21 protein-coding genes, 1 tRNA gene and 1 rRNA gene are annotated in these 25901 nt (G+C 36.2%); 14 read left to right on the forward strand and 9 right to left on the reverse strand.

Annotated features, from left to right (window positions below; all coding sequences use genetic code 11):
* Positions 1 to 915 (reverse strand): 16S ribosomal RNA (locus tag HZA77_08530); the annotation flags it as partial.
* Between the two features lie 435 nt (positions 916 to 1350).
* Positions 1351 to 1422, reverse strand: a tRNA-Asn gene (locus HZA77_08535).
* A 114-nt stretch (positions 1423 to 1536) separates the two neighbouring features.
* Here HZA77_08535 and HZA77_08540 point away from each other — a divergent pair.
* Complete coding sequence (locus HZA77_08540) at positions 1537 to 2262, forward strand: hypothetical protein (GenBank protein ID MBI5375468.1); 726 nt, start codon at positions 1537 to 1539, stop codon at positions 2260 to 2262.
* A 74-nt stretch (positions 2263 to 2336) separates the two neighbouring features.
* On the opposite strand, the gene HZA77_08545 is transcribed toward HZA77_08540, so the two are convergent.
* A complete protein-coding gene (locus HZA77_08545; GenBank protein ID MBI5375469.1) occupies positions 2337 to 2810 on the reverse strand; it encodes a peroxiredoxin in 474 nt (157 codons plus the stop codon).
* A 214-nt stretch (positions 2811 to 3024) separates the two neighbouring features.
* Between HZA77_08545 and HZA77_08550 the strand changes: the two genes are divergently transcribed.
* From HZA77_08550 to HZA77_08570, 5 genes are all read left to right on the forward strand, one after another.
* A complete protein-coding gene (locus tag HZA77_08550; GenBank protein MBI5375470.1) occupies positions 3025 to 4461 on the forward strand; it encodes a cysteine--tRNA ligase in 1437 nt (478 codons plus the stop codon).
* Complete coding sequence (gene rlmB / locus HZA77_08555) at positions 4427 to 5224, forward strand: 23S rRNA (guanosine(2251)-2'-O)-methyltransferase RlmB (protein MBI5375471.1); 798 nt, start codon at positions 4427 to 4429, stop codon at positions 5222 to 5224. Before HZA77_08550 ends, rlmB begins: the two co-directional genes overlap by 35 nt.
* A gap of 136 nt (positions 5225 to 5360) precedes the next feature.
* Complete coding sequence (locus HZA77_08560) at positions 5361 to 6641, forward strand: HD-GYP domain-containing protein (protein MBI5375472.1); 1281 nt, start codon at positions 5361 to 5363, stop codon at positions 6639 to 6641.
* 99 nt (positions 6642 to 6740) lie between these two features.
* Complete coding sequence (locus HZA77_08565) at positions 6741 to 7739, forward strand: undecaprenyl/decaprenyl-phosphate alpha-N-acetylglucosaminyl 1-phosphate transferase (protein MBI5375473.1); 999 nt, start codon at positions 6741 to 6743, stop codon at positions 7737 to 7739.
* The gene (locus tag HZA77_08570) at positions 7726 to 8892 is read left to right on the forward strand and encodes a glycosyltransferase family 4 protein (GenBank protein ID MBI5375474.1); all 1167 of its coding nucleotides are present in this window, start codon (positions 7726 to 7728) and stop codon (positions 8890 to 8892) included. The genes HZA77_08565 and HZA77_08570 overlap by 14 nt, the downstream gene beginning before the upstream one ends.
* Before the next feature lie 7 nt (positions 8893 to 8899).
* On the opposite strand, the gene smc is transcribed toward HZA77_08570, so the two are convergent.
* The 3 genes from smc to ribD form a co-directional block, all read right to left on the reverse strand.
* Complete coding sequence (gene smc / locus HZA77_08575) at positions 8900 to 12550, reverse strand: chromosome segregation protein SMC (GenBank protein ID MBI5375475.1); 3651 nt, start codon at positions 12548 to 12550, stop codon at positions 8900 to 8902.
* 172 nt (positions 12551 to 12722) lie between these two features.
* Entirely contained in the window at positions 12723 to 14276 is a 1554-nt protein-coding gene (nadB, locus tag HZA77_08580; GenBank protein MBI5375476.1) for an L-aspartate oxidase, read from the reverse strand.
* On the reverse strand, positions 14276 to 15409 hold the full coding sequence (ribD, locus tag HZA77_08585; GenBank protein ID MBI5375477.1) for a bifunctional diaminohydroxyphosphoribosylaminopyrimidine deaminase/5-amino-6-(5-phosphoribosylamino)uracil reductase RibD: 1134 nt from the start codon (positions 15407 to 15409) through the stop codon (positions 14276 to 14278). Before ribD ends, nadB begins: the two co-directional genes overlap by 1 nt.
* Before the next feature lie 298 nt (positions 15410 to 15707).
* Here ribD and sppA point away from each other — a divergent pair, with 298 nt between their 5' ends.
* The 4 genes from sppA to rsmI are packed head-to-tail and all read left to right on the forward strand — an operon-like array spanning position 15708 to position 18920.
* Positions 15708 to 16703, forward strand: coding sequence for a signal peptide peptidase SppA (gene sppA, locus HZA77_08590; protein MBI5375478.1), 996 nt, complete (start codon positions 15708 to 15710; stop codon positions 16701 to 16703).
* Between the two features lie 15 nt (positions 16704 to 16718).
* Positions 16719 to 17288: a YIP1 family protein gene (locus HZA77_08595; GenBank protein MBI5375479.1), complete on the forward strand. Its 570-nt coding sequence runs from the start codon at positions 16719 to 16721 to the stop codon at positions 17286 to 17288.
* 11 nt (positions 17289 to 17299) lie between these two features.
* Complete coding sequence (locus HZA77_08600) at positions 17300 to 18223, forward strand: sugar kinase (protein MBI5375480.1); 924 nt, start codon at positions 17300 to 17302, stop codon at positions 18221 to 18223.
* Complete coding sequence (rsmI, locus tag HZA77_08605) at positions 18210 to 18920, forward strand: 16S rRNA (cytidine(1402)-2'-O)-methyltransferase (GenBank protein MBI5375481.1); 711 nt, start codon at positions 18210 to 18212, stop codon at positions 18918 to 18920. The genes HZA77_08600 and rsmI overlap by 14 nt, the downstream gene beginning before the upstream one ends.
* A 14-nt stretch (positions 18921 to 18934) precedes the next feature.
* Here the strand turns inward: rsmI and HZA77_08610 are convergent, their stop codons facing one another.
* Positions 18935 to 19087 (reverse strand): hypothetical protein, encoded by a 153-nt coding sequence (locus HZA77_08610; protein ID MBI5375482.1) that lies wholly within the window; start codon positions 19085 to 19087, stop codon positions 18935 to 18937.
* Between the two features lie 501 nt (positions 19088 to 19588).
* On the opposite strand from HZA77_08610, the gene HZA77_08615 reads away from it, so the two are divergent.
* Entirely contained in the window at positions 19589 to 20266 is a 678-nt protein-coding gene (locus tag HZA77_08615; protein MBI5375483.1) for a hypothetical protein, read from the forward strand.
* Between the two features lie 37 nt (positions 20267 to 20303).
* On the opposite strand, the gene HZA77_08620 is transcribed toward HZA77_08615, so the two are convergent.
* Positions 20304 to 21824 carry a YifB family Mg chelatase-like AAA ATPase gene (locus tag HZA77_08620; GenBank protein MBI5375484.1) on the reverse strand — a complete coding sequence of 507 codons (1521 nt, stop codon included), beginning with the start codon at positions 21822 to 21824 and terminating at the stop codon, positions 20304 to 20306.
* Positions 21825 to 22037: 213 nt separating this feature from the next.
* On the opposite strand from HZA77_08620, the gene feoB reads away from it, so the two are divergent.
* Positions 22038 to 24026, forward strand: coding sequence for a ferrous iron transport protein B (gene feoB, locus HZA77_08625; GenBank protein ID MBI5375485.1), 1989 nt, complete (start codon positions 22038 to 22040; stop codon positions 24024 to 24026).
* 74 nt (positions 24027 to 24100) lie between these two features.
* Positions 24101 to 24757: a FeoA domain-containing protein gene (locus HZA77_08630; GenBank protein ID MBI5375486.1), complete on the forward strand. Its 657-nt coding sequence runs from the start codon at positions 24101 to 24103 to the stop codon at positions 24755 to 24757.
* Positions 24758 to 24776: 19 nt separating this feature from the next.
* On the opposite strand, the gene HZA77_08635 is transcribed toward HZA77_08630, so the two are convergent.
* Positions 24777 to 25217, reverse strand: a complete 441-nt coding sequence (locus HZA77_08635) for a C-GCAxxG-C-C family protein (protein MBI5375487.1) — start codon at positions 25215 to 25217, stop codon at positions 24777 to 24779.
* Positions 25218 to 25427: 210 nt separating this feature from the next.
* Here HZA77_08635 and HZA77_08640 point away from each other — a divergent pair, with 210 nt between their 5' ends.
* Positions 25428 to 25895 carry a response regulator gene (locus tag HZA77_08640; GenBank protein MBI5375488.1) on the forward strand — a complete coding sequence of 156 codons (468 nt, stop codon included), beginning with the start codon at positions 25428 to 25430 and terminating at the stop codon, positions 25893 to 25895.
* Positions 25896 to 25901 lie beyond the last annotated feature (6 nt).

The following is a 25901-nucleotide window of genomic DNA, read 5'->3' on the forward strand; positions in this document are numbered from 1 at the left end:
CTTGCGGCCGTACTTCCCAGGCGGTCAACTTGACGCGTTAGCTTCGCGACAGAAAGGGTTGAAGCTTCCTACACCTAGTACCCATCGTTTACAGCGTGGACTACCGGGGTATCTAATCCCGTTTGCTCCCCACGCTTTCGCGCCTCAGCGTCAGTATCAGTCCAGAGAGTCGCCTTCGCCACCGGTGTTCCTCCCAATATCTACGCATTTCACCGCTACACTGGGAATTCCACTCTCCTCTCCTGAACTCTAGCTAAACAGTTTCATGCGCCATTCCACGGTTAAGCCGTGGGATTTCACGCCTGACTTATTCAACCGCCTACGCGCGCTTTACGCCCAATAATTCCGAACAACGCTTGCCCCCTCCGTATTACCGCGGCTGCTGGCACGGAGTTAGCCGGGGCTTTTTCTGGCGGTACCGTCAAACCATCTAAATATTTTCTAGATAGTGATTCGTCTCACCTAAAAGGAGTTTACAACCCGAAGGCCTTCATCCTCCACGCGGCGTCGCTGCGTCAGGGTTTCCCCCATTGCGCAAAATTCCCCACTGCTGCCTCCCGTAGGAGTTTGGGCCGTATCTCAGTCCCAATGTGGCCGATCACCCTCTCAGGTCGGCTAACCATCGTTGCCTTGGTAGGCCATTACCCCACCAACAAGCTAATGGTGCGCGAGCTCATCTACAAGTGATAGCTTGCAAGCCTATGCCATCTTTAACCTCTGTACTTTTGTACTGTGGTCTTATGAGGTATTAGCTTCGCTTTCGCAAAGTTATCCCTCTCTCGTAGGTAGATTACTCACGTGTTACTCACCCGTCCGCCACTTTACTCCCCAGATTGCTCCGGGTTTCTCGTTCGACTTGCATGTGTTAGGCACGCCGCCAGCGTTCGTTCTGAGCCAGGATCAAACTCTCCACTTGAAAAACTTAACCTGCATAAGCAGGTAACTACTTTTTAACGCTTTGAGTTCTCTCGCAGGCTAAAAGATCTTACAACTAGATTATCAAAGAACAGTTCGTATATATAAATTTAGATAATCATTCTTGATTTTCAAGAGTCCAAGAACAGACAGATTTACTGTGGGGAGCTATATAGAAGTATTGGATGTAATTGTCAAGAAAAAAAAACCAACAACTGATTTTTTTTCACAAATATTAATTATACTTAAAAATTAATGAGTTTCCTGTCTGTCTCTGCCAGAAAACTTTTGGAATAAAAGAAATGTTATGAGTAATATCAGCGAGTGAAATCCAATAGTCGTCTATGGTGTCAGCTAGAGCACATAATACAACAATAAAAACATTACATATTGAGAATTTCTCAGTTACTACTTAGAGAGCTTCAACAATAAAAGCTCCCCGGGCCGGACTTGAACCAGCGACGGGGTGGTTAACAGCCACCTGCTCTACCACTGAGCTACCGGGGATTGAAAAACAGGCGACATATTTATATTCAAAAAAAGATGTTGTCAAGTTGATAATTTCCAGCTACTTAATTCACTATCTAGTATATTAAATCTGAAATAAAGGAGGGGCTCGTAATGGAAAAGGGAAATTCTCATTTCAAGAAATTCTGTTATTGGATGGATCCTGAGGCTGTCGAAACTTTGAAAAAAAGTCTTTCTGCTAAAGGAATAAATCCATTAATAGCAGAAAAACTTCCCTGTGAAGCTTTGAAAGTTGACATTGGCATAGTTGCCCCGGAAGTCTGGGGAAGAAATTGCCAATATGACGCGGCTCCATGGTATAATTCTTCCGAATTCAATGGAAAATTCTTAATTGTTTCAAATTCTGCTCTGTCAGAAAATTTTGAGAAATACCTTGAGACGACAATAAGCTCTTCTGACTTCCAGCCTCAGAACTACCCTGGAAAAAATGAAATAAAAAAACTTGCATTATCAGCAAAATTCAAGAGCTGCGAACCACACGGTTGGCTTGGATTCCCTGTCGAAACAAAAGAACGTCTTGCGCAGGCTTTTAAAAACAACGTGGGAATTCCTGACACGATTGAAGAGATATTTGAGTCATGGGATGCAATTCATGCTAATTTTATGGAAGGGAAAATAGCTTTAACTGATGAAGGTAAAACTATACCTTACACTATAGCTGAAACAAACCGCACAGGCACATGTTGTGTGGAACTTTTCAATATCATCGGGGCAGAATTCAGGGAGAAACTTGTCAAGCCATGCCTTGGCGCTAAGATAATGCAAGCGCTCGAAGCTGACAGGTATTACAAAGTGGAAAGCATAAAAGGGACTAAATAGTTCATCTGACGGCTTATACTTCATCTTTTTGTAATCTCCTGGAATCTATTACCTATATTATTATCATCCATTTATCATTTGACTCCTTCTTTTTCTAACGCCTTCAATTCAGTCTTAATTTCATCCGCATGTTTTGAAACATCTACTTTATTGAATATCTTCCTAATGATACCTTTTTCATCTATAAGGAATGTTACTCTATCTGCTAATTTGAGTATCCCCGGAACATACTCTTTATAAACTCCGTATTTTTTTGAAATTTCTCCATTGTTATCCACCAGCAAAGTAAATGGCAGATTGTACTTTTCCTTGAATTTTTGATGAGATTCCTTGTTATCCAGACTTACTCCGAGAATAGTTGCTCCAGCTTTTTCAATTTCACTAAATCCATCCCTAAAGCTGCATGCTTCCTTAGTGCAACCCGGAGTATCATCTTTTGGGTAAAAATAGAGCACAACCTTTTTGCCGATAAAATCTTTAAGCGATATTATTTCTCCCGTGTCACTAACCGCACTGAATTCAGGAGCCTTATCGCCCTCCTTCAAAATAACTGCTTCATCCGCCTTACAACCCATGGGAACTGCAAATAAAAGCAGCATAAACATTGATACAATAATTAAACTTTTCATTTTTTCCCCTCCAAATAAGTCTACCTATAAATTATTTTATTTAATATTTATATCAAGTAGCTTAAGGACTGGAATCTTGACATTTGATGGCTTTTAACTTACTGATTCCCTGTTTTCTTTGGAGGAGTTTTTAATGTCCATAACGATTTACAATACATTTGCTGGAGACAAAGAGCTTTTTGTCCCTTTAAGTGAGAAAAAGGTAGGGATGTATGTGTGCGGAGTCACTGTTTATGATCTTTGCCACATAGGGCATGCAAGAAGCGCTGTAGCATTCGATATTATAAGAAGATACATGGAATACAAGGGATATGAAGTGACCTTTGTAAAAAATTTTACTGATATAGATGACAAAATAATAAATAAAGCAAAAACTGAAGGCAAAGATTACAGAGAGATATCTGAGTATTACATTGAAGAATATTATAAAGACATGAGAGCATTGGGAGTAAGAGATGCCACAGTAGAACCAAGGGCGACGAAATACATCGCAGGTATGATCCAAATGGTAGCGGGGCTCATAAATAAGGGTGCCGCTTATGAACTGGATGGCAGTGTCTACTTCGAAGTTTCCAAATGCGAAGGTTACGGGAAGCTTTCAGGTAAGCAGATAGCTGATTTAAAAGCTGGTGCAAGAGTTGACATTAATGAAATGAAAAAAGATCCTCTTGATTTTGCCCTCTGGAAGAAATCTGGAGATGATGAACCTGGATGGGAATCCCCATGGGGAAAAGGAAGGCCTGGCTGGCATATAGAATGTTCTGTAATGGCTATGGATCTTTTAGGAGAATCCATAGACATACATGGAGGGGGGAAAGATTTAGTATTCCCGCATCACGAAAATGAAATAGCACAGTCTGAAACTTTCAGCGGAAAGCCATTTGTGCATTATTGGATGCACAATGGATTCGTAAATATAAATGATGAGAAGATGTCAAAATCTCTCGGAAATTTTTTTACCATCAGAGAAATACTTGCCAAATATCATCCTGAAGCAGTAAGACTTTTTCTGCTTACAACACATTACAGGAGTCCCATAAGTTTTTCAGAAGAAAACATAATAAATGCCTCCATAAGCTTGGACAGGATTTATAATACGCTCAAACTTCTTAAAGAGATTGGAATAAATAGTGAAAGTCAGCCTGACAGGAGTAAACATCCTGCCATACAGGAATTTAGGAAAGAATTTGATGAAGCCATGGATGATGATTTCAACACAGCTATGGCATCAGGACGATTTTTTGAGTTTATTAAAGAAGTTAATAAAGTAGCGACAAATTTTGATACCAGGGGAAAATATTTCCTTGAAGATGCGTTTAAGGAAATACTGTTCGTTAGCAGCATATTCGGTATCTGTTGCAATGACCCTTTCGAATGGTTTAAACACAAACGCATAGCAACATCTGATAGCTCTATATCCGAAGATGAAGTTGAACAACTAATATCAGAAAGAAACAAAGCTCGTTCATTAAAAGACTGGGCAGCTTCAGACAAGATAAGAGATGAACTTAAAGAAAAAGGAATAATACTACAAGATGGACCGCAAGGAACAACGTGGAAAAGGGCTTAAAGCATCTATAAGGGATGCAGAGGTCATTTATGGCACAAACCCTGTAAAAGAGATTCTAAAGGCAGGGCGGCGTGAGATTAAATGTATCTATTTACTTGAAAACAGACGCGATCTAATAAAAGAAATCCAAAATCTTTCCAGCAATTTCAGAGTAAAGATAATACATGCTGACAGGGCAACGCTTGACAGGGTCTGTTCAACATCTTTACACCAGGGGATAGCAGCAGTAGTCGCACCTTATACATTTTTCCATATCGATTCACTCATATCTAATTGCAAGCATAAAAAAAACTCTATACTTCTTATGCTTGATGAAATTACGGACCCAATGAATTTTGGATCTATAATCAGAAGCTCTCTTCTTTTTGGTGTTGATGGAATAATAGTTCAGGAAAAACATAGCTGTCCTGTTTCTGCTGTTGTATGCCGGGCTTCGGCTGGTGCAGTAGAGCATACAGATATAGTTAGAACTGTAAATCTGGTAAATACAGTTAAGAAATTAAAGGAGGATGGATTTTGGATTTATGGGGCAGAGTCAACAGCCTCAGATAGTTTTAGCAATATCGATTTTTCGGAAAAAGCAGTCATAGTTATGGGAAGCGAGGGGAAGGGAATAAGTAGGCTCTTAAGAGAAAACTGCGATGTCTTAATTAAAATTCCGACTACAGACATAATAGACTCACTTAACGTATCAGTCGCAACAGGGATAATCCTGTTCAATTGCTTTATGAAAGTCAAATCTACATCATCATTATCAAACTAATTTTTTATTTTTCCCGATCTAAACATGTAGCGTCAAAAATCCTTCTAAATGATTTTGCACTTATAACGAATAACATAATGCACATATTTGATTAAATGAACTTTAATAGCACTTTTCTAAACAATCTTTGAGAGAAATGATAAAAAAAGTAAGAGTTGAAGAACTTGAAACAGGGATGTTCATAGTAGATATAAACGCCCCATGGTGCTATCATCCTTTTTTTACAAACAAAATAAGGGTCAAGGGCACAAAGGAAATAGACAAATTAAAAAAATATCAAATCAATGAAGTTTATATTGATACTGATTTAGGAAAGGATAGTAAGCAAACTGTTCCAATAGAAAAAGCAAACAAAACTATAGAGACTAAAATAAAACTTACTTTTTCTGCGCTATCAGAAAAACCTGCAACAATAGAAAAAGCCATAACAAAAGAAAAAGCACATCCCAATAATGATGAATTGGAATTTGCAAAAGAAACTTATGAAAAAACAAAAAAAACAATAACAGATGAATTACAAAAAATAAGATTAGAGAAATTAGTAACTCCAGAGCATATTGAGCAATCAATTACATTGATCGTTGATTCAATAACACAAAATCCTGAGCCAATGCTTATCATGACGAATTTACAAACAAATGATGAATACACTTTCAAGCATTCAATAAATGTTGCAGTTCTATCAATTCTTTTTGGTACCCACCTGAATTTTTCAAAAAAAGATCTCGAAATAATTGGGATTGGCGGACTTCTTCATGACTGCGGGAAAATGAAAATTCCTCAGGAAATATTGAATAAACCGGGATTGCTCAGCCCTGATGAATTCCTAGAAATAAAGAAACACCCTGATTTTGGGGCCGACTTTCTTGAATCAACCGGTCTTTTTGATAGAAGGTCTGTTTTAGTAGCACTTCAACACCATGAAAAATATTCTGGTGGTGGATATCCTACCGGCAACAGCGGGGACAGAATAAGTATATTTGGCATGATGGTCGCTATTGCCGACGTCTACGACGCACTAACAAGCGATAAGCCATATAAAAAATCCATTTTGCCATTTGAAGCATTAAAAAAATTGTATGAATGGAAAGATGATCATTTTAACCCATCATTGGTTGAACATTTCATCAAAGCTCTAGGAATATATCCTATAGGAAGTCTTGTTAAGCTGAATAACAGATATATGGGGATAGTAATTTCTAACAAAAAGACACCTCTTTTGCAGCCTGAAATACTTTTAGTTTCTGATAACAACAACAGGTTTCTTTCTAATAAAAAAATTATCAATAGAGAAGAACAGGCAAATGATCAACCTGATAACTGGGAAATCTCAGAAGTGTTAAACCCGAATGATTATGGAATAGATATAGATTACTTTTTGAACAACTTAAAAAATATTTTAGGAACTGCTGTTTGACAGAAATTTAATCACTTTAAAATCTTCAAACATTTTAATCTTTTTAAGAGCAATATGCATTGTATTGACACGCATAGGCAAATCAAATAAAAAAGAAAAATGGTTCTTTATTTCTTACTTACCTTCGTTCTCTCGTTTCTACTTTCCATTTATGGCACCCCGGTAGCAATGAAGGCTGCCACAAAATTTGGGATTATAGACAAACCTGATGGGAAGCTAAAAACCCAGGGCAAACCAGTGCCATATTTGGGAGGGTTATCCGTTTACCTTTCTTTTCTCCTTTCCATTGGAATGACACTTGGATTTTCACGAGAGGTGCTTGGGATGGTTCTTTCAGGGACGATAGTTCTGCTGCTGGGATTGATCGACGACTTAGGCGCTCTAAGTCCCGGAGTAAAATTCATTGGCCAGCTCATAGCAATCTTTGTGTTAATTAAATCAGGAGTCATGATATCCGTTGTTATTCTTCCTTATTGGCTTTGTGTTTTGTTTACAATCCTATGGATAGTAGGGATAACAAATGGATTTAATTTAATTGATATTATGGATGGTTTATCAGCAGGAACAGCATTCTTCGCATCGATCTTTTTTTTCATAATCTCAATCATCAATAACAATCTTTCGACTGCAACCATCAGTGCAGCGCTTGCCGGAAGCCTTCTTGGATTTCTTTATTTCAACTTTGAACCCGCAAGAATTTATCTCGGAGACACGGGAAGTATGTTTATAGGATTAACTTTAGGAACTCTGGCAATGACAGGAAAATACAGCACTCACAATCAAGTGGGATTTCTTGCTCCTCTAATTGCACTGGGAGTTCCAATTTTCGACACCTTCTTAGTCAGCTATATCAGAGCACTCAGGAGAAGATCTATTTTTATAGGGAGCAGAGACCATTTTGCTATAAGGCTAAGACACTGGGCATTATCAGTTAAATCTACGGTCCTACTGAGCTATGGCGTAGCCGTAATCCTTGGGATCATTGGGATTTTGATTACATACACTGACAACATGACATCACTGTCCATAGTTTCAGTTATTTTGCTTGCATTTATCCTAATAACTTACTGGTTAAAAAAAATAGATGTCGAAAATTGACCAGAGAATAAAGATAATTCATATAATAACCAAACTCGAATTAGGCGGTGCTCAATTAAATACCATATATACACTTCAGCATTTAGATAGGGGATTGTTCGAACCTATACTGATAACAGGAGCTGAAGGGAAGCTCCTGCCCGAAGCTTTTAACATTAATGCACTTAATATTCACATTATTGATGATCTTGTCAGGGAATTAAAGCCTGTTAAAGATTTCAAGGCCTTCATTAGTATAATGAAGATATTAAGAAATATTGTAAAAACATCTGATGGAAAGAAAGTCATTGTCCATACACACAGTTCAAAAGCCGGTATTATAGGAAGATGGGCTGCTTGTTTTTCCGCAGCAACAATTATTATTCATACTTTTCACGGCTTTGGCTTCAATGATTACCAAAATTATTGTAAAAGAAAATTATTCATATATCTCGAAAGAATTTCTGCTAAAATTTCAGACAAACTTATTGTAGTAAGCAAAGCAAATATGATTAAAGCTCTAAAGCTTAGGATAGGAATGGAAAATCAATATACTCTAATAAGGAGCGGGATAAAAATTATAGATTTTTCAGAAGCTAAAGTGAGCAAGCAAGAAGCCAGAAAAAGTATTAATGTGACTGATGAATCACCATTGATTGGATGTATTTCATGCTTCAAACCTCAAAAGAACCTTATAAGCTTCATTCAAATAGCAAAAGAAGTTAATAAAAAACTCCCGGACACTAAATTTGTTCTTGTCGGTGATGGAGAACAACGTGGACAAATTGAATATGAAATAAAAAAACTTGGACTCGAAAATTCATTTCTTCTTCTTGGGTGGAGAAAGGATATTCCAATGATAATGCGCGCAATAGATATGCTTGTGCATACTTCTTTATGGGAAGGACTACCTAGGGTTTTCCCTGAAGCTATGGCGAGCGGTGTGCCTATAATAGCAACCAGAGTTGACGGCGCTGAAGAAGCTATAGAAAATGGGAAAAACGGATATCTTTTCTTACCAGAAGAAAAAATAATAATGGCAGAAAAAATTGTTGAACTAATTAATCATCCTGAACTGCTTCATGAACTTGGCAATGCAGGTAGAAACATGGTACATAAGTTTTGCATCGATGCTATGGTTAGAGAACAGGAACAGCTGTACCTTTCTTTTTAAACCCAAATCAAGCTAATGCCCCTTCTGTTGTCCCGTAGTTCATATCCATAGTTGTATCAATATCTTCTTCTATTTTATTCAAGTTTGTTTCTGCTCCTTTCAGTTTGACAGAAACCAATCTTGATACACCAGCCTCTTCCATAGTCACACCATAAAGAATGTCAGCAACTTCCATAGTTCTTGTTGCATGAGTGATAACCAAGAATTGTGTATTGTTAGACATCTTTTTTAGGAATTTCCCTAATCTCATGACATTTGCTTCATCAAGAGGAGCATCAACTTCATCAAGAAGGCAGAACGGGCTGGGTTTAACAAGAAAAACCGCAAAAAGAAGTGAAATAAATGTCATAGCCTTTTCTCCGCCAGACAACAGATTTACATTCTGCAGCCTTCTTCCAGGGGGTCTCGCAATTATCTCAATCCCAGCTTCAAGAGATTCTGTTTCATCAACCATTCTCATTTCAGCGTGACCACCGGAAAAGAACTCGTTGAATACTTCGTTGAATTTTTCATTGACCTTGTCAAAGGTCTCCTTAAATTTTTCTCTCGAAACTTTATTTAATTTTTTGAGATTATTGGATAATGACTCAATTGAATCAACAATATCCTTCTTCTGTTTTTCAAGAAACTCAAGTCTTTCACTCTCTTTCTGATAAGCATCCAATGCTTCAAGATTAACAAGGCCAATCTTCTCAACCTTTACCCTGGTTTTCTCAAGTTCTGCTTTCAAATCATCAACTTCAGCTTCTGCAATCGTGTCAAGCAGTTCCATTAATGGGATATTACATCTGCTATTGAAATTAGTTATCTGATTTTCGTATCTGGCATCAAGTTCTGTCTTACGTCTGTCAAGCAGTGTAACCTTTTCGCTAACATTTTCAAAAACAGCTTTTATTTCTTTTCTCTTATGGTCTGACTCGGTTATGATGTAATTCTTATCATTGATTTCCTTGTTTTTTCTCTCTACAAGCTCTTGCTGATAAACTTTCTTTTCATCAAGAGATTTTATTTTTTCAACAGTTTCTTCTATCTCTTTTTTTCTCTCATCAAGCAAGGCTGATGACTTAGCAACGATATTTTTTTCTGAATCCAACCTGGATAGAAGTTCACTTATTGTAGCCCGGTGACTTTCGGCCTGAAATTCAAGTCGTTTTTTCTCCTCCTGTCGTTTGGCAAATTCTATTTTTCTTTCAGTCAACACAGCCTGAGTCTCATTGAGAATTTCCTCAAGCCCTCCCATTTCTTCTCTATATAAAAGTATTGCATGTTCTATTTCAGCTTGGATTTTGCTCATTTCTGCAACCTTTTGCTCATATTGCTCCATCTTCCCGGCTATTTCTTGACTCTCATATTCAAGTTGTTCAATTTCAAACTTAACTTCTTCAACTTTCTCTGCCATTCTCTTCATTTCTTCAACTTTTATGGCAAATTCTTTGTCAAGATTGATTTCCCTTTCTTTTGCCTCGGACTCAGATGCAATAAGAATGTCTATGTCTGATTTTTTATTAGAAATATTTTTTAAAATATCATCTATCTGCTGTTTTTTGGCATCTATCTTATTCTCTATATCCTTAATCTCTTCTTTAAGTTCCTTTATACGTGTTTTCTTTAGAAGAAGACCACTACCTGATTGAGAGGAAGATCCACCTCTTACAATACCTTCCGGTGTTATAATATCCCCGTCCAGATCCACCAATGTAAACTTATGACCATTTTCTCTATGAATCTGTATTCCACGTTGAAAATTATCCACAAGAATTACATCTTTAAGCAAGTAAGACAAAAGAACCTTATACTGCTCGTCAAAAGAAACAAAATCAACTGCTCTTCCAAGGACTCCATCTTTTGACAGGATATTTTCTACCATACTTTCTGATTCATCCCTGTATTCTTTAATATGAATTGGGAGAAATACACATCTACCTGAATTTTCTAACTTTAAATATTCAACACCTTCAATCGTAGCTTCTATAGAAGGAACCACAACAGCATCAATATTTTCTTTCAGAACAGACTCTATTGCAGTCTCGTAACCCGGTCTCGCATCAAGGGTTTCTGATAAAGACAGAAAAGCCGGGGTATAGCTTTCCTGTTCGCTTCCTCTGCGGAGAATATTTCTCGGACCATCTGTCAGGCCTTCATGATTTTTATAAAAATCCTCAAGAGAGGTAAATTCAGACTTTGCATATGCAAGTTTTTCCTTAAGGTTTTTTTGCTCTTCACCTTCTATCTCAAATTCTTTTTCAAGATTTTTGAGCTCTTCATTTTTCCTGCCTCTTTCTCCTCTTAATACATTTATTTTTTCTCTGATTTCAGAAAGCAACAATTCAAGCTCTTCTACTCTCTTTCCCAAATTGTCTTTTCTGCTTAAAGCTTCTTCCTTCTCTGCATTTAACCCTTCAATCTTCTTCTGCATCCAATCTAATCTAATTTTCCCTTCCTGTATTAGGTTATTAAGAGTCAGAAGCTCTGATTGGCAGGATTTAAGTTTTGAATTTTGTTCATCAATACGAAACATCTTTCCGGAAAGTTCATCTTTCAGGCGTTCAACTTCTTTTTCTTTCTCCAACATTTCCACGTGCATATTATCTATGGAATTATCAAAACTATGGATTTCTGCTATTGCCTCACTTAATCTTTTTTCACACTCCTGTTTCTGTACCTCTATGATTGTAAGATTCTGAAATGATCTTTCCTTTGAACCTGTAATATGACTTATTTCATTCTCCAATAATTCAACACGGCTATGCAGGTTGTTTACGTCATTTTCTATACCGTAAAGCTCATTCCTCTCATCTTTTAACACACTTTCTTCACTTGACACCGCAAACCGTAGGTTTTCTAGATCGCTTTCTATGGTAGCAAGCTCTGCAGTCACTTTAAGTTTTTCATCAATTGCTAAAGTCAATTCTTCCTGAAGAGGTTCTTTTTCACTCTTTATATTTTTTATTTCTAAAGCAAGAATTTTGCCTTCAAGATCATTAAATAATTGCTTAAGTTTATTGTAAACTTTGGTTTTGGCAGCTTGTCTTTTTAATGAATTTACCTGTTTTCTTACTTCACCAATAATATCTTCAACTCTCTCAAGATTGAGTTGAGTATTCTCCAATTTTTTTTCTATATCTTTTTTCTGTACCTGGAATTTTTCAATACCGGCGGCTTCCTCAATAAGCCGTCTTCTTTGCTCTGGCTGCGATGTCAGCAGTTCGTTTACCTCTCCCTGTTTAATAATAGAACATGCTTTCACCCCCAGGCCTGTATCCAAAAACAGATCGTATATATCCTTTAGTCTGCAGGGAACTTTATTTATAAAGTATTCACTCTCACCTGAACGGAATAACCTGCGTGTTATCATTAGCTGCTTCACATCTCTATAATGTTCACTCAATGATCCATTGTCATTTGAAATAAGGAGATTAACTTCTGCCATTCCCAATGGCTTCCTCTCATCGCTACCATTGAAAATCATGTCTTCCATTTTCTTGCCGCGCAGATGTTTGGAGCTTTGTTCACCCAATACCCAGCTAATTGCATCAGAAATATTGCTTTTCCCGCACCCATTTGGTCCTACTACAGCTGTAATACCGGGTTGAAAAACAACTTCTGCTCTTTCGGCAAATGATTTAAAGCCTATGGCTTCAAGCCTTTCGATCCTCAATTTTAGTCTCCTTATTATAATTACGAGATATGGCAATAGTATAAACAGGTAAAATGGATCGTGTCAAGAAAGAAAACTATATATTGATATTAATTAAGCAGTCGTATACTTTATATTGTGGTTCTAAGGCAAAAGATGAGATGTGAGGTTTCTCTTAAAAAAAGCAGCAATCTCAATCAGTCCGATAATGGCAACCTCTGCTTTTACGGTTAGATCTTGCTGCTGAAAGTATAACCATGGCAGACTGTATCCCATTGCGTAGACCGATAAGTTCATCTGAAAGTATGGCATATCTGTAAAATTCTTCTATTTCGTTGTTGAGTTCAGAAAGAATTTTTTCAGCACGAGCTAATCGTTTACTTGACCTTACAAGGCCAACATAATTCCACATTGTATGCCTTATAGTAAGCCAGTCCTGCATGACAAGAGCAGGATCTACCTGTTCATTTTCATATTTCCATCCCTCCACTCGCGGGAAATCATATTTTTCTTTTTTGCCAGCAATTTTAGTAGATGTATCTTTTCCCGCTAAATAGCCCCATACAAGCCCCTCAAGGAGAGAACTGCTTGCAAGCCTGTTAGCACCATGAATACCAGTACATGAAACTTCTCCCACTGCCTTGAGTCTCCGGATCGATGTCTGGGCATTTTCATCCACAACTATTCCGCCACATAAATAATGAGCAGCTGGGACAACAGGAATAGGCTGTTTGCTTATATCAATATTAAAGGATGCACATTTTTCATAAATGTTGGGAAACCTTTTTTTAATCCAGTCAGGGTTTTTATTTGAAATGTCAAGATACACACACTCGCTGTCATCACGAATCATCTGCTCGTGTATTGCTCGTGCCACAATGTCCCGTGGTGCAAGGGAACCAAGCTTGTGGTACTTATGCATAAAAGGTTCACCTTTCTTGTTTATAAGCTCCGCCCCCTCACCTCGCAGAGACTCTGAAATCAGAAAACGCTCCCCTTCAGGATGATAGAGGGCTGTGGGATGAAATTGAACATACTCCATATTTAAAATTAGGGCTCCAGCCCTGCGCGCCATAGCAATTCCGTCTCCCCTGGCTCCCTTCGGATTTGTAGTATGGAGATACAAAGCACCTATACCACCTGTTGCAATAACAGTTTCCTTTGCTATTAAGGGAATGACTTTTCGCTGTTTCTGGTCAAAGGCATAAGCACCAAAACACTCTGGAGATCTGTAAATATCGAGCGGATCCTTTGAATGATGCGAAAAAGTAAGAAGATCAGTAGCAGTACATCCTGTTTTAACTGTAATATTCTTGCAATCTTTTAGTTTGGCAAGAAGTGCAAGCTCTATGCTTCTTCCTGTCAGGTCTCTTGAATGGATTATTCTTTTTACAGAATGTGCTGCTTCATCAGTTATATGGTACTTTCCAGATTCAGTCTTATCAAACTCTACGTGGAGCTCGTTCATTAAAATATTCTCAATACACCATGGCCCAAGCTTTGAAATAACATCAAGCGCCTTTAAGTTTGAAAGCCCTGCACCTGCTCTGAAAAGATCTTTTTTTAATTTTTCAGGAGAATCACCATTCCCTTTATAAATGATTCCTCCCTGCGCATAGTAGGTATTGCTTTCACGAACTTCCTGACCGTTAGTAATTACTGTAACATTTATACCTTTTTTTGAGGCCACTATGGCAGTAGTTAACCCTGCTATGCCACTGCCAATAACAAGTAAATCTGTCTGCATTACATTCCTCTCTTTTTGGGTTTTCTGCCTATTAAGAGAATATCCCTATTAACCCTTCTAACATTTTCAATTTCGATTTGATAAGCTGATTTAATATTTTCGATCCCCTCTCCTCCAATAATCCCCTTTGCCTTTTCTCCACCAAATAACATTGGAGCGAAAAAGAAATAAAACTTATCTACTATGTCACTTTTTATAGCATCTGCATTTATACTCGACCCACCTTCAATTAGAACAGATGTTATCTCTCTTTTGCCCAACACCCGCATCAATTGGAAAAGACTGACATGTTTGCGGTCATCACCTTTAAAAAAAAGCAATTCAGCACCAAGGTTTTCAAAAAGAATCCCTTTCCTTCTGTTATCACTATTATCAATAGTGGCAATTATAACTTTTCTTTTTCCTTTAGTTTTAAAAATTTCAGATTCAGTGGGAACCGACAGTTTGTTATCTACTATTATTACAGCAGGGTCGCGTTTAGCTGAAACAAGTCTGCAGGTAAGTTGCGGATTATCTTTAATAACAGTATTTGAACCGACAAGGACTGCATCAAAAGTTGCTCTTAATCTGTGGACTATTTTTCTGGAATTTTCAGAAGTAATCCACTTCGATTCTCCATTGTTTGTTGCTATCCTGCCATCAAGGCTTGCAGCTGTTTTTAATACGGTAAAAGGCAACCTCGTAGTGATATATTTAAAAAAAATCTCATTTAAAACCTGTGCTTCTTCTTCTAAAACGCCTTCAGTAACTTTAAGTCCCGATTCTTTCAGTTTCTTGAATCCTTTTCCGCGTACAAGAGGATTTGGATCTTTGGTAGCTGCAACAACTCTAGTTATTCCTGCGTCTTTAATAACATCACAGCATGGTCCTGTTCGTCCACGATGAACGCAAGGCTCAAGATTCACATAAAGAGTTGAACCTTTCGCTCGTTCCCCCGCTTTTTTAATCGCAATAATCTCAGCGTGGTAACTACCAGCCATCTTATGATAGCCAGATGATATTATTTTCCTGTCTTTAACCAGAATAGCACCTACCATAGGATTAGGACTTACTGTCCCGGCCCCTTTTTTAGCAATAGAAAGGACTTTCTTCATGAAATGAATATCATCTTCATTAATAGGCTTTTTCTGCATATATTCTTATGGTAAATAAATGCAATTTTCTCTATACGTAAAAACATTAAAAGTCAATCCAATGAAGCTTGTAGAAATCACATTGAAGTTCTTTCCGGCAGGAGTTGGGGGATTTCAATATATAATTTTTATCATTTTATTATATTTGCTCGCTAATCACTATAGAGGACTCTACGGATTGACTGACTGATTGTATTTACTTTCTATGATGGATTGTAATCATATTTTCCGTTGACATCAATGTGTGATAAACATATGAATATGTCTACAAAACATTGGAGAGGAAATCCTAATAATAATGAACCGTGAGAAATTTATAGCAATTATAATTGTGCTGTTATGCATAATCTCTATTATTATTGGTATATTTCTTCTTACAAAAGAGAAGGTATTGACAAAACCTTGGGATTCGCCGGGTGTTACATCAATTATGGCAGAAGCCAGCGATGCAATAGGAGTTGTCGATCTATATGGGGAGATAGACTTCCAACCTTCTTCATTAGCTTTCGGAGCAAGTTCGGGAGCAGACAGTATAGTTGAAAAAATAAACCGTTTTGTGAAAAACTCCAGAGTTAAGGCAATAATTATAAGGATTAACAGCCCCGGAGGAACTGTCGGTGCGACTCAGGAAATATACGACTCAATTATTCGAGCAAGAAAAAAAGGGATAAAAGTAGTAGCCTCTTTAGGCGACATTGCAGCATCAGGAGGTTATTATGTTGCCTCAGCAAGCGATAAAATTGTAGCCAACCGCGGAACAATTACGGGTAGCATTGGTGTTCTTATAACTTCTCCTAATTTAAAAGATCTATTTGAAAAATATGGGATAAAATACAATGTTATTAAAAGTGGGAAACATAAAGACATACTAGCTTTTTGGAGGGACCTTTCAACAGAAGAACAAGAACTTCTTCAAATTACAATAAACAATGTTTATGAACAATTTGTAAAAGCTGTTTCTGAGGGAAGAAAAATTAAGGTGGAAAAGATTAAGGAAATTGCTGACGGAAGAATTTTCAGTGGAGAACAGGCTTTTGAAATAGGTCTTATTGATGATCTTGGAGGTTTCGAAGAAGCAAAAGACTTAGCCGCACGATTAGCACATATTAAAGGAGAACCTGTAATTTTAAAGGATATCCCCTCACCTTTTGAGAAAATATTTAAGTTGTTAAATACAGAAACAGGAAACAAAATTAGGAATGTCGATATTTTAGATAAAACTCCTTTAAAGTATCTTTATCCTGGAAGTTTAAAACTTGTTGAAAGTTTGATTAATAACAATATTGGGAATTAAGGAAAAGAGAAACTGATGGAGTTGTTTTATAATTTTATCTTTCATCCGCAAAGAGCAGTTAACCAGGGAAAAGAAGATGGTAATATTTTAACTTCTATTTTTCTTCTAATATTTTCAATTTTAAGTCTGGAGATTTCTAATTCATTAATTTTTTCTGCTCAGTCAGGGCTGAGAGAAATACTTTTCTCAACAATATTTTTATTATTATTTACTTTATTTACCATTATTCTTTCTTCCATAGTCATAAACTTTTCAGCTGAAATATTCGGCAAAAGGAAAACAGCTACAAAGCTAATTAAATTAATGATTTTAAGCACCATACCATTGGTATTCCTAACTCCAACAGCAATAATATTAACTGCAATTGGAGGAAATAAAATTTATTTCTTAGTTAAAATGATAATAACAATATGGACCGTTTCGTTACAAGTATACATTTTGAGGGAATATTATGATACGTCATTGATTAAAGCATTCTTAATGTACATATCACCAGTAGCTGCAGGATTTTTTCTAATCGCTCTCATTGGGATACTATTCACATTTTTTATATTTACACAATTAGGTTTTAATTTTTTTATATAAGGGATGAGAAAGTGAATATATTAACTGTAGGCTCAGTAGCACTAGATTCAATAGAAACTCCGGCAGGGACAGTTACAGATGTTTTAGGTGGAAGTGCAGTATATTTTTCAATAGCGGCATCCTATTTTACAAAAGTCAACTTGGTTGCCGTTGCCGGAAAAGATTTTCCAGACAAACATATAAATCTTTTAAGAGACAAGCAGATAGGAATTGAAGGACTTGAAATAGACAACAGAGGAGAAACTTTTAGATGGAAAGGGAAATACGGGGAAAATCTTAATGAAGCATTAACATTAGAAACAAATCTAAACGTTTTTGAAAATTTCATTCCTAAAATTCCATCTTCATATAATGATGCAAAGAATCTTTTTTTAGGGAATATTGACCCTGACTTACAGCTTCATGTCCTTGAACAAGTGAAATCACCAGCAGTAATTGGACTAGACACAATGAATTTCTGGATCAATGGTAAAAACAATGCATTAAAAAAAGTAATACGTAAGGTACATATAGTTCTATTAAACGATAAAGAATCAAAGCTCCTCGCAGAAAGAAACAACATACTTGAAGCAGCAAAAGAAATACTTTCCATGGGGCCGCAATACGTTGTAATAAAAAGGGGAGAATATGGTGCTGTTTTAATTTCAAAAAATAGTCGTTTCTGGGCACCTGCTTACCCAGTCGATATAGTAATTGATCCCACTGGAGCGGGAGACAGCTTTGCAGGAGGATTTATGGGCTGCATAGCATGGAAAAACAAACTTGAAGACGAAATATTAAGACAGGCAGTTATATGTGGAACAGTTATGGCTTCATTTGCTGTCGAAGATTTCAGTATAAGAAAAACTTCTCAACTGAAAAATGAAGATATAAGAAAAAGATACAGAGAGATCAGAACTATTACAGATTTTAAAACTCCTGATGAATTTGCATGATTTCAAAGACCATCAGCAAGAGGGAATTCTATATATTGTATCAACGCCAATCGGGAATCTTGAGGACATTACAATACGAGCTCTTAAAGTTCTTCGAAAAGTTGACATGATTGCCTGTGAAGACACTCGAAAATCATTACGTCTTTTAAATCATTTTAAGATAAAAAAACCGCTTACAAGTTTTTTTTCAGGCAACCAAAGTTACAAGGGCACAAAAATTATAAAATTATTAAAAGAAGGTAAAAATATTGCCCTTGTGTCTGAAGCAGGAACTCCAGGTATTTCCGATCCGGGAACCTCTTTAATAGCAGAAGCTATTCGTAACGATATAAAAATATTCCCTATTGGAGGTGTTTCAGCAGCAATAATAGCACTTTCAAACAGCGGATTTGACACATCAAAGTTTTGTTTTATAGGATTTCTACCCAGGAAAAAAGGTAAAAAAAAGAAAATATTATTAAACTTCAAAGACCGAGATGAAACACTTATTCTTTTTGAATCTCCTCACAGAATTATAGAATTACTTCAGGATTTGCTTGCACTATTTGGTAATCGCGAAATTACTCTTTGTCGTGAAATGACTAAACTTCACGAACAAACCATTCACTCTTCCCTTGAAGATATATTAAAATCAACTGATTCTATCAATTTTCGCGGAGAAATAACTCTCGTTGTTCGAGGCAACAATCAACCATAAAAAAAATATAACATTTAAGCGGCTTGAGAGTTTGCCTTCTTTCTGTTTTCTAAAATAATACCATCAATTATTGTCCCGCAGTTAACACATCTCCACCCTTCAAAACTATAATACCTGTCAAAGAAACGTTGGAGTACCATGATTCCACTACATTTTGGACACCTCATTGGCACCTCCTTTTTTAAAAAGGCTAAATAAATCATACACATAAAAAGATTACGCAAAAATTGTACCAACTTAGAACACATATTATTCAAAACCTATAACATATTGAATTATATTAATATAATAGAAGTGAAAATTAGTTGACAAATGCAATATTTAGGAAATTGGCTTTATAACTTATTAAAAAAACAAGAATTGTTTGTTTGATAAATTTTTTACACTTATTATTCAATATGTTACAATAATAAGGTGAGTCATTAAAATGACATATTTAATGTCGAAAATATGACACATATCCTATTAACATACTGATCTTAAAGTAAATATTACAGCTATTTATTTTAGGAAACACTGCTAGCATTTTTTTCCATATTAATCACCCCGAATTTACATTGTATTAAAAATGCCGATAGACTTTTATAGTAATAATCAATAGAATCAAAATATCAAAACTATAAAAACTTCAAAAAAATCAGTCAGTGAATCTATTAAGTTATGATTTGATGTTAAAGGCTATCAAGCCACGGGCTTTCTGCGTAAGCTATTTTATTTTATATTTTTTCTTAACTTCCTTATTTGAGTTTACAGTTTCTAATCCTAAAGGTTTTCATGCTTGGGGAATAACTTCTTTCGCATCTCTTTTGTTTTTTGCTTTTATATTAATATTTTTTTTACATATAGAAAAACCTGGGAATAAAAAGTTTCTTTCCCTTTTTCTTTCTTTTATTCCTAATTCAACAATTGTATTAATTTTTCTACTTTTAGAAAAGATGCAGGTTGTAAGCCAAACAGATGTAATGTGGCCTTTAGGAACGCTCGGAGGAGCATTTTTTTTAAAATCCGATGATATTTACATACCAATTATATTGATTTTAATATTTTGGGCTCAACAGGAGTTCAATTTTAAAATATCAGAAAAAAACCTCTTACTCCCCCAGATGGCATTTTGGTCATTTTGCTCTTATTGGTTTACAACAGACCTAATGCGTTTCGGAGTACTTAATTACGGGGTAAAATCTGATGGAAGCTGGGCTGTTTCTATATTATTATTTTTTCTAACATCTGTTGCATTTGGAGGAATGCTCTCCTCTAAATATAAAGAAAATGGTATTTTCTGGTCTATAACACTTGCGCATTCTGCATATAGCACCTTTCATTTGATTTACCTGAATACTCAATAAGAAGTTAGCAACTATCTGTAAAAAATATTTTTAGAAATTATTTATCAAGATATCTGTATTGAATGGCTTCAGAAACATGCTCTACCATTATTTTTGGTGAACATTCAAGATCTGCTATTGTTCTTGAAATTTTAAGAATTCGATCATATGAACGTGCTGAAAGAGAAAATTTCTTTATTGCACTACCTAACAAAGTTTTTGAGTCTTCATCAAGCCTGCAAAATTTTTTTATCTCCGATTGTCCCATCATTGCATTAAAATAAATGTTACTACTTGAAAATCTTTCACTTTGAACTTGCCTTGCTTTGTCTACTCTTTTTTTTATCGTATGAGAACTCTCATTCTCAGTATCACTAGTCAACGTGTTAAAGTTTAAGGCAGGAACTTCCATATGAATATCTATCCTGTCGAGAAGAGGACCTGATAACCGAGATAGATATCGCTGAACCTGAAAAGATGAACATACGCATTGTTTTGCTTCGTCGAAGCGGTAACCACATGGACATGGATTCATGGCTGCAACAAGCATAAAACTGGCAGGAAATGCAATTGATCCCGTTACCCTTGATATTATGATTTTCCCATCTTCAATCGGTTGGCGTAGTGTTTCTATAACATTCCTTTTGAATTCTGGTAACTCATCTAAAAATAGAACTCCGTTATGAGCAAGACTAACCTCTCCTGGCATGGGAATTGTACCTCCTCCAATTAGTCCTGCATCAGAGATGGAATGATGTGGATTTCTGAAAGGTCTTTCTGAAATAAAAGGAACTGAGGAATTAACAAATCCCATTACCGAATGAATACGTGTCGTTTCAATTTTTTCATCAAAGCTCATTTCAGGTAAAATAGATGGAAGCCTCTTCGCAAGCATTGTTTTCCCTGCTCCAGGGGAACCAACCATAAGTATATTGTGCCTGCCGGCAGCTGCTATCTCAAGAGCTCTTTTTGCATGCTCTTGACCCTTTACTTCTGAGAAGTCCAATCTATGTAGTTTATTGTTTTCTACAGATGTCGCAATTTCTTCTTTATATGGAGTTATTGTTATATTACCACTTAGAAAAGATGTAGCATCTGAAAGTTTAAAAACAGGGATTATGTCAATTTCACCAACTAGCGAGGCTTCTAAACTGTTTTGAAAGGGGACAATAAATCCCTTCTTCCCAGCTTTTTTACCAGCAATAACCATCGGTAGAATTCCCCTTACCGGACGAACAGTTCCGTCGAGTGAGAGCTCCCCAACTGTAATGTAATCGCTAGATTTTTGAAGTGAACACGCACCGATAGCAGAAATGATACCAAGAGCTATAGGAAGGTCAAAAATAGGTCCCTCTTTCTTCATGTCTGCTGGGGCAAGGTTAACTGTAATCCTGCTAGGAGGGAATGTAAAACCTGAATTAACTATCGCAGCTTTAACCCTTTCTCTGCTCTCCCGAACCGCAGTGTCAGGAAGTCCAACGGTATTATATGATGGCAACCCTCGAGCTACATGCACTTCAACATCGATTATGTGACCATCAATTCCGACAGTCGTGCAACTCGTTATTCTAGAAAGCATTTACAGATCCTGCCATTACTTATTAATATATTTTATTTGCTATTTTTAAATTTATTTATAACTATTGTCAACAAACTTAAGCGAACCCTTCTCATAATTTTTCAATAAGTTAATTGAACAAAAAACTTCATCTTTAGAAACACCTTGACAAACGTTCAACCACATGTATAAATGAGAATGATTCTCAATTTTATTTAATAAGGAAACACCTCCATGACGTCAAACGCCATTTTAAAGTCAAAAGAAGAGACTCCTTGTATTATTCTTGTTGGAAATGCCAATGTTGGAAAGAGTGTTATATTTGGTTCACTAACAGGAACTTATGCTGATGTTTCAAATTATCCTGGAACAACGATTGATATAACTGAAGGAGAAATTCGTTTTACCAATTTGAGTAAGACAGGTTTTGATAAAGCAAGATTAATAGATAGCCCTGGGATAAACAGTCTTATTCCCAAATCAGAAGATGAAAGAGTGACACGTGATCTCCTTATGGAAGAAAATCCCACAGGGATAATTCAGGTAGCTGATGCCAAGAATCTAAAGAGGTCGCTTTTAATAACTTCCCAGCTTGCTGAAATGGGACTTCCCATTCTTCTGGTTTTAAATATGTTTGACGAAGCCATGGAACGCGGAGTTTTAATAGATATCGAAAAACTTTCTTCAATTCTTGGCATCAAAGCTATTCCATCAGTCGCAACTGAAAAAGTAGGAATTACGGAATTAAAAAAAGGTCTTACAGAGTTTTCCGTCCCAGCAATATCGATCATCTATGATAAAGAAATAGAAAGAGGAATAGAAGAAATAATCACATATCTGCCAATAGATATATCAATCTCAAAGCGTTCCATAGCAATAATGCTCATCGCCGGCGACACAATGTTATTGTCCAAATTAACAAAGTTAATGCCATCTTTAAATCAGGAAGCAATAAAAAAAATAATTGAAAAAACAGCTCATAAATTCAGAGCCCCATTAAATTTTGTAATAAACAGGGAACGATACAGGATTGTAAATGAAATATATGACCGCTGTGTAACTACACAAAAAACTTCTGCGGAACATTTCAGAGATAAAATAGGCAATGTAATGATTCATCCTCTTCTCGGACTACCCATTGTAGTGTTTGTTTTATTTATAATGTATGAACTTGTTGGTGTCTTGGGAGCAGGAGTTGTAGTAAATTTCTTAGAAAAAACTGTCTTCGGAAAATATATAATACCATGGTTCCATAACATTCTGCAAACAATAGGCACTCCTGAAATAGTAATGCAGATGCTTACAGGACCCTATGGATTATTCAGCATGGGATTAACCTATGCAGTAGCTATTGTTTTTCCTATTGTAGGTTTCTTCTTTATATTTTTTGGGATATTGGAAGATTCAGGTTATTTACCAAGACTTACAATAATATCAAACAAGCTCTTTAAAAAAATAGGCCTTCAGGGACGAGCTGTATTGCCAATGGTTTTAGGCCTTGGATGCGATACCATGGCAACACTCACTACCAGGATACTCGAAACAAAAAGGGAAAGGATAATAGCTACCTTGCTTCTTGCGCTCGGAGTACCATGCTCAGCACAACTTGGAGTAATTATGGGAATTCTTGGCGGAATTTCAATTAAAGCCCTACTCATTGTGGTCGTAACGGTTATCCTTCAGCTAATCATAGTCGGCTATCTGGCAGCAAAAGTTATACCTGGTAAATCTTCAGATTTCTTAAGCGAAATCCCACCAATAAGAATTCCAAAAATTTACAATATACTCATTAAAACCTATAACCGGGTTATATGGTTTATGAAAGAAGCTGTCCCGCTTTTTATGCTTGGCACATTTTGCCTTTTCCTGCTCGATAAAAGTGGTTTTTTGGTACACATTGAAAATGCTGCAAAACCCATTCTCACCGGAATTCTTAGCCTTCCTCCTGAAACAGCTGAAGCATTTATAGTTGGCTTCTTAAGAAGGGATTTCGGAGCAGCAGGGTTGTTCAGACTCGCAAATAAAGGATATCTGAACATCACCCAGATTACAGTAGCAGTAACTGTAATGGTCCTTTTTATTCCATGTATAGCTCATCTATTTGTTATGATAAAAGAACATGGAATTAAGGTAGCTATGGCAATAGCAGTTTTTGTAATAGTTTATGCTACACTTACAGGAGCAGTTTTAAACATTATATTGAGTGAATTAAATGTGTTTTAATCAATTCATTTGCTGTCATTCCAAGTGATGAACAAAATAAAGTATTTATTACTTTCTAAAATAATGAGGGATTTATGACAAACAATCAGTACGTGGAAGAGATATTACAATTAATTGAAACAATCTCAGAGAGCGCAAAAGTAAAGATTGAAGACCTGAAGAAATATCTTGGAGATACAGAAATAGATGACATATTAAAACAACTGATCGAAGATGAAACAATTCTTATTGATTCAACTAACAATATTTCTCTTACTGTAAAAGGGAAAAAGGAAGCTAGCGAAATAATTAGACGTCACAGACTTGCAGAACGACTCCTCTTTGATGTTCTTGACGTTAAGAATGAAGAGAAAGCAGAAAAACAAGCCTGTGATTTTGAGCATATACTTGACAAAGAAGTAACTGACAACATTTGCACTCTTTTAGGGCACCCAAAATTTTGCCCAGACGGCAAGCCGATTCCACCAGGCGAATGCTGTTCTCAGGGAAGAAAACATATTAGTAGGATAGTTTCACCTCTAAGCGCTTTGTCGGTAGGCGAAAAGGGAAAGATAGCATATATGCTATCAGGCGAACATCAACGTCTTGACAGACTTTTTTCCATGGGATTATTGCCAGGAACAACAGTTCGGATTCACCAAAAAACCCCAAGCTTAGTTATTTGTTTTGAAGAAACAACTCTCGCTATGGATGACGAAATTGCCCATGATATATTTGTGAGGAAAATATAAACATAAAAGAATTTATATTTTAGTTTTTTTGAACCCCCTTATTTTCTTTTATAATCTCATCCAATATAATCGCTGCCTCACCAATTATACTAGAACAAAGTTCCTTATGCCCAGCGCTTTTCCATTCTACTCCTGAAGTTATGTCGCGGCAAATGGCAGTGTTAATTTTTTTTTCAAAACGTTCATAAAATGTTTTTGCCATTTTATATACTTCCGTTGAATTTTCTTCTGGAGTTTCTCTTCCGAATAGTGCGCCCAATACGAGTATCGCACCATTTAGTGCACCACACAAACTTTTGGAACCTCCAATACCACCACCCATGGCTGTTGCCATTCTTTGATTAATATTTAAAGAATACTTCCAGCTAAAAAGAGTAACAATAGCTTCTGCACAGTTGTACCCTTTAAAATAAGTAGAACGCGCTAATTCTCTTAAATTCGAAGAACCTGTGTCATCCATAGCATTACTCCTTAAATCTTCAAAAATTATTTGACGTTGTTTGTCTTCCGGATTTGCAAAAAATCAGGAATTAAGGTAGTAAAATAATATGAAGATTTAAATTATGTCAAGGAGTTAGAGTATTAAAAGTTAATATTGACATTTGTGCTTTTTATACATTAAGTAGTTCAAAAAAAAGAAATAGATTCCTTCAGTATAAGGAGAATAAGCATGAAAGAAGTAAAATCAGTTCTCGTTGTAGATGATGATGAGGTTGCGAGAGAGACGATATGTAATTCACTGGAAGATACCGAATATGAAATAACGACAGCATGTAATGGTACTGAAGCACTGGAAAAGATAGCAACGCATGAGTTTGCTGCAGTTGTATGTGATATCAAAATGCCAGGTATTGATGGGTTTACAGTACTTAGGAAAGCCCGTAAAACTAGGAATATACCATTTATATTCGTAACAGGTTATCCTGGAGATACAGATGAGAACGTTATAATCAATGAGTTGAGGCCATTTGGTTTCCTCAGCAAACCCTTTGATCACAAAGAATTAATTTTGTTAGTAAAAAATGCTGTTGATCATTATAATCTGACAAAGAAAAGAGAATCGTTCATGAAAGAAATGGAAAAGATCTCTGACGCACATATAAAAGAGCTTACCGAGAAGTTGAAATATATTATATAATTAATA

This window comes from Candidatus Schekmanbacteria bacterium (assembly GCA_016219965.1).
Lineage (GTDB): Bacteria > Schekmanbacteria > GWA2-38-11 > GWA2-38-11 > J061 > JACRJM01.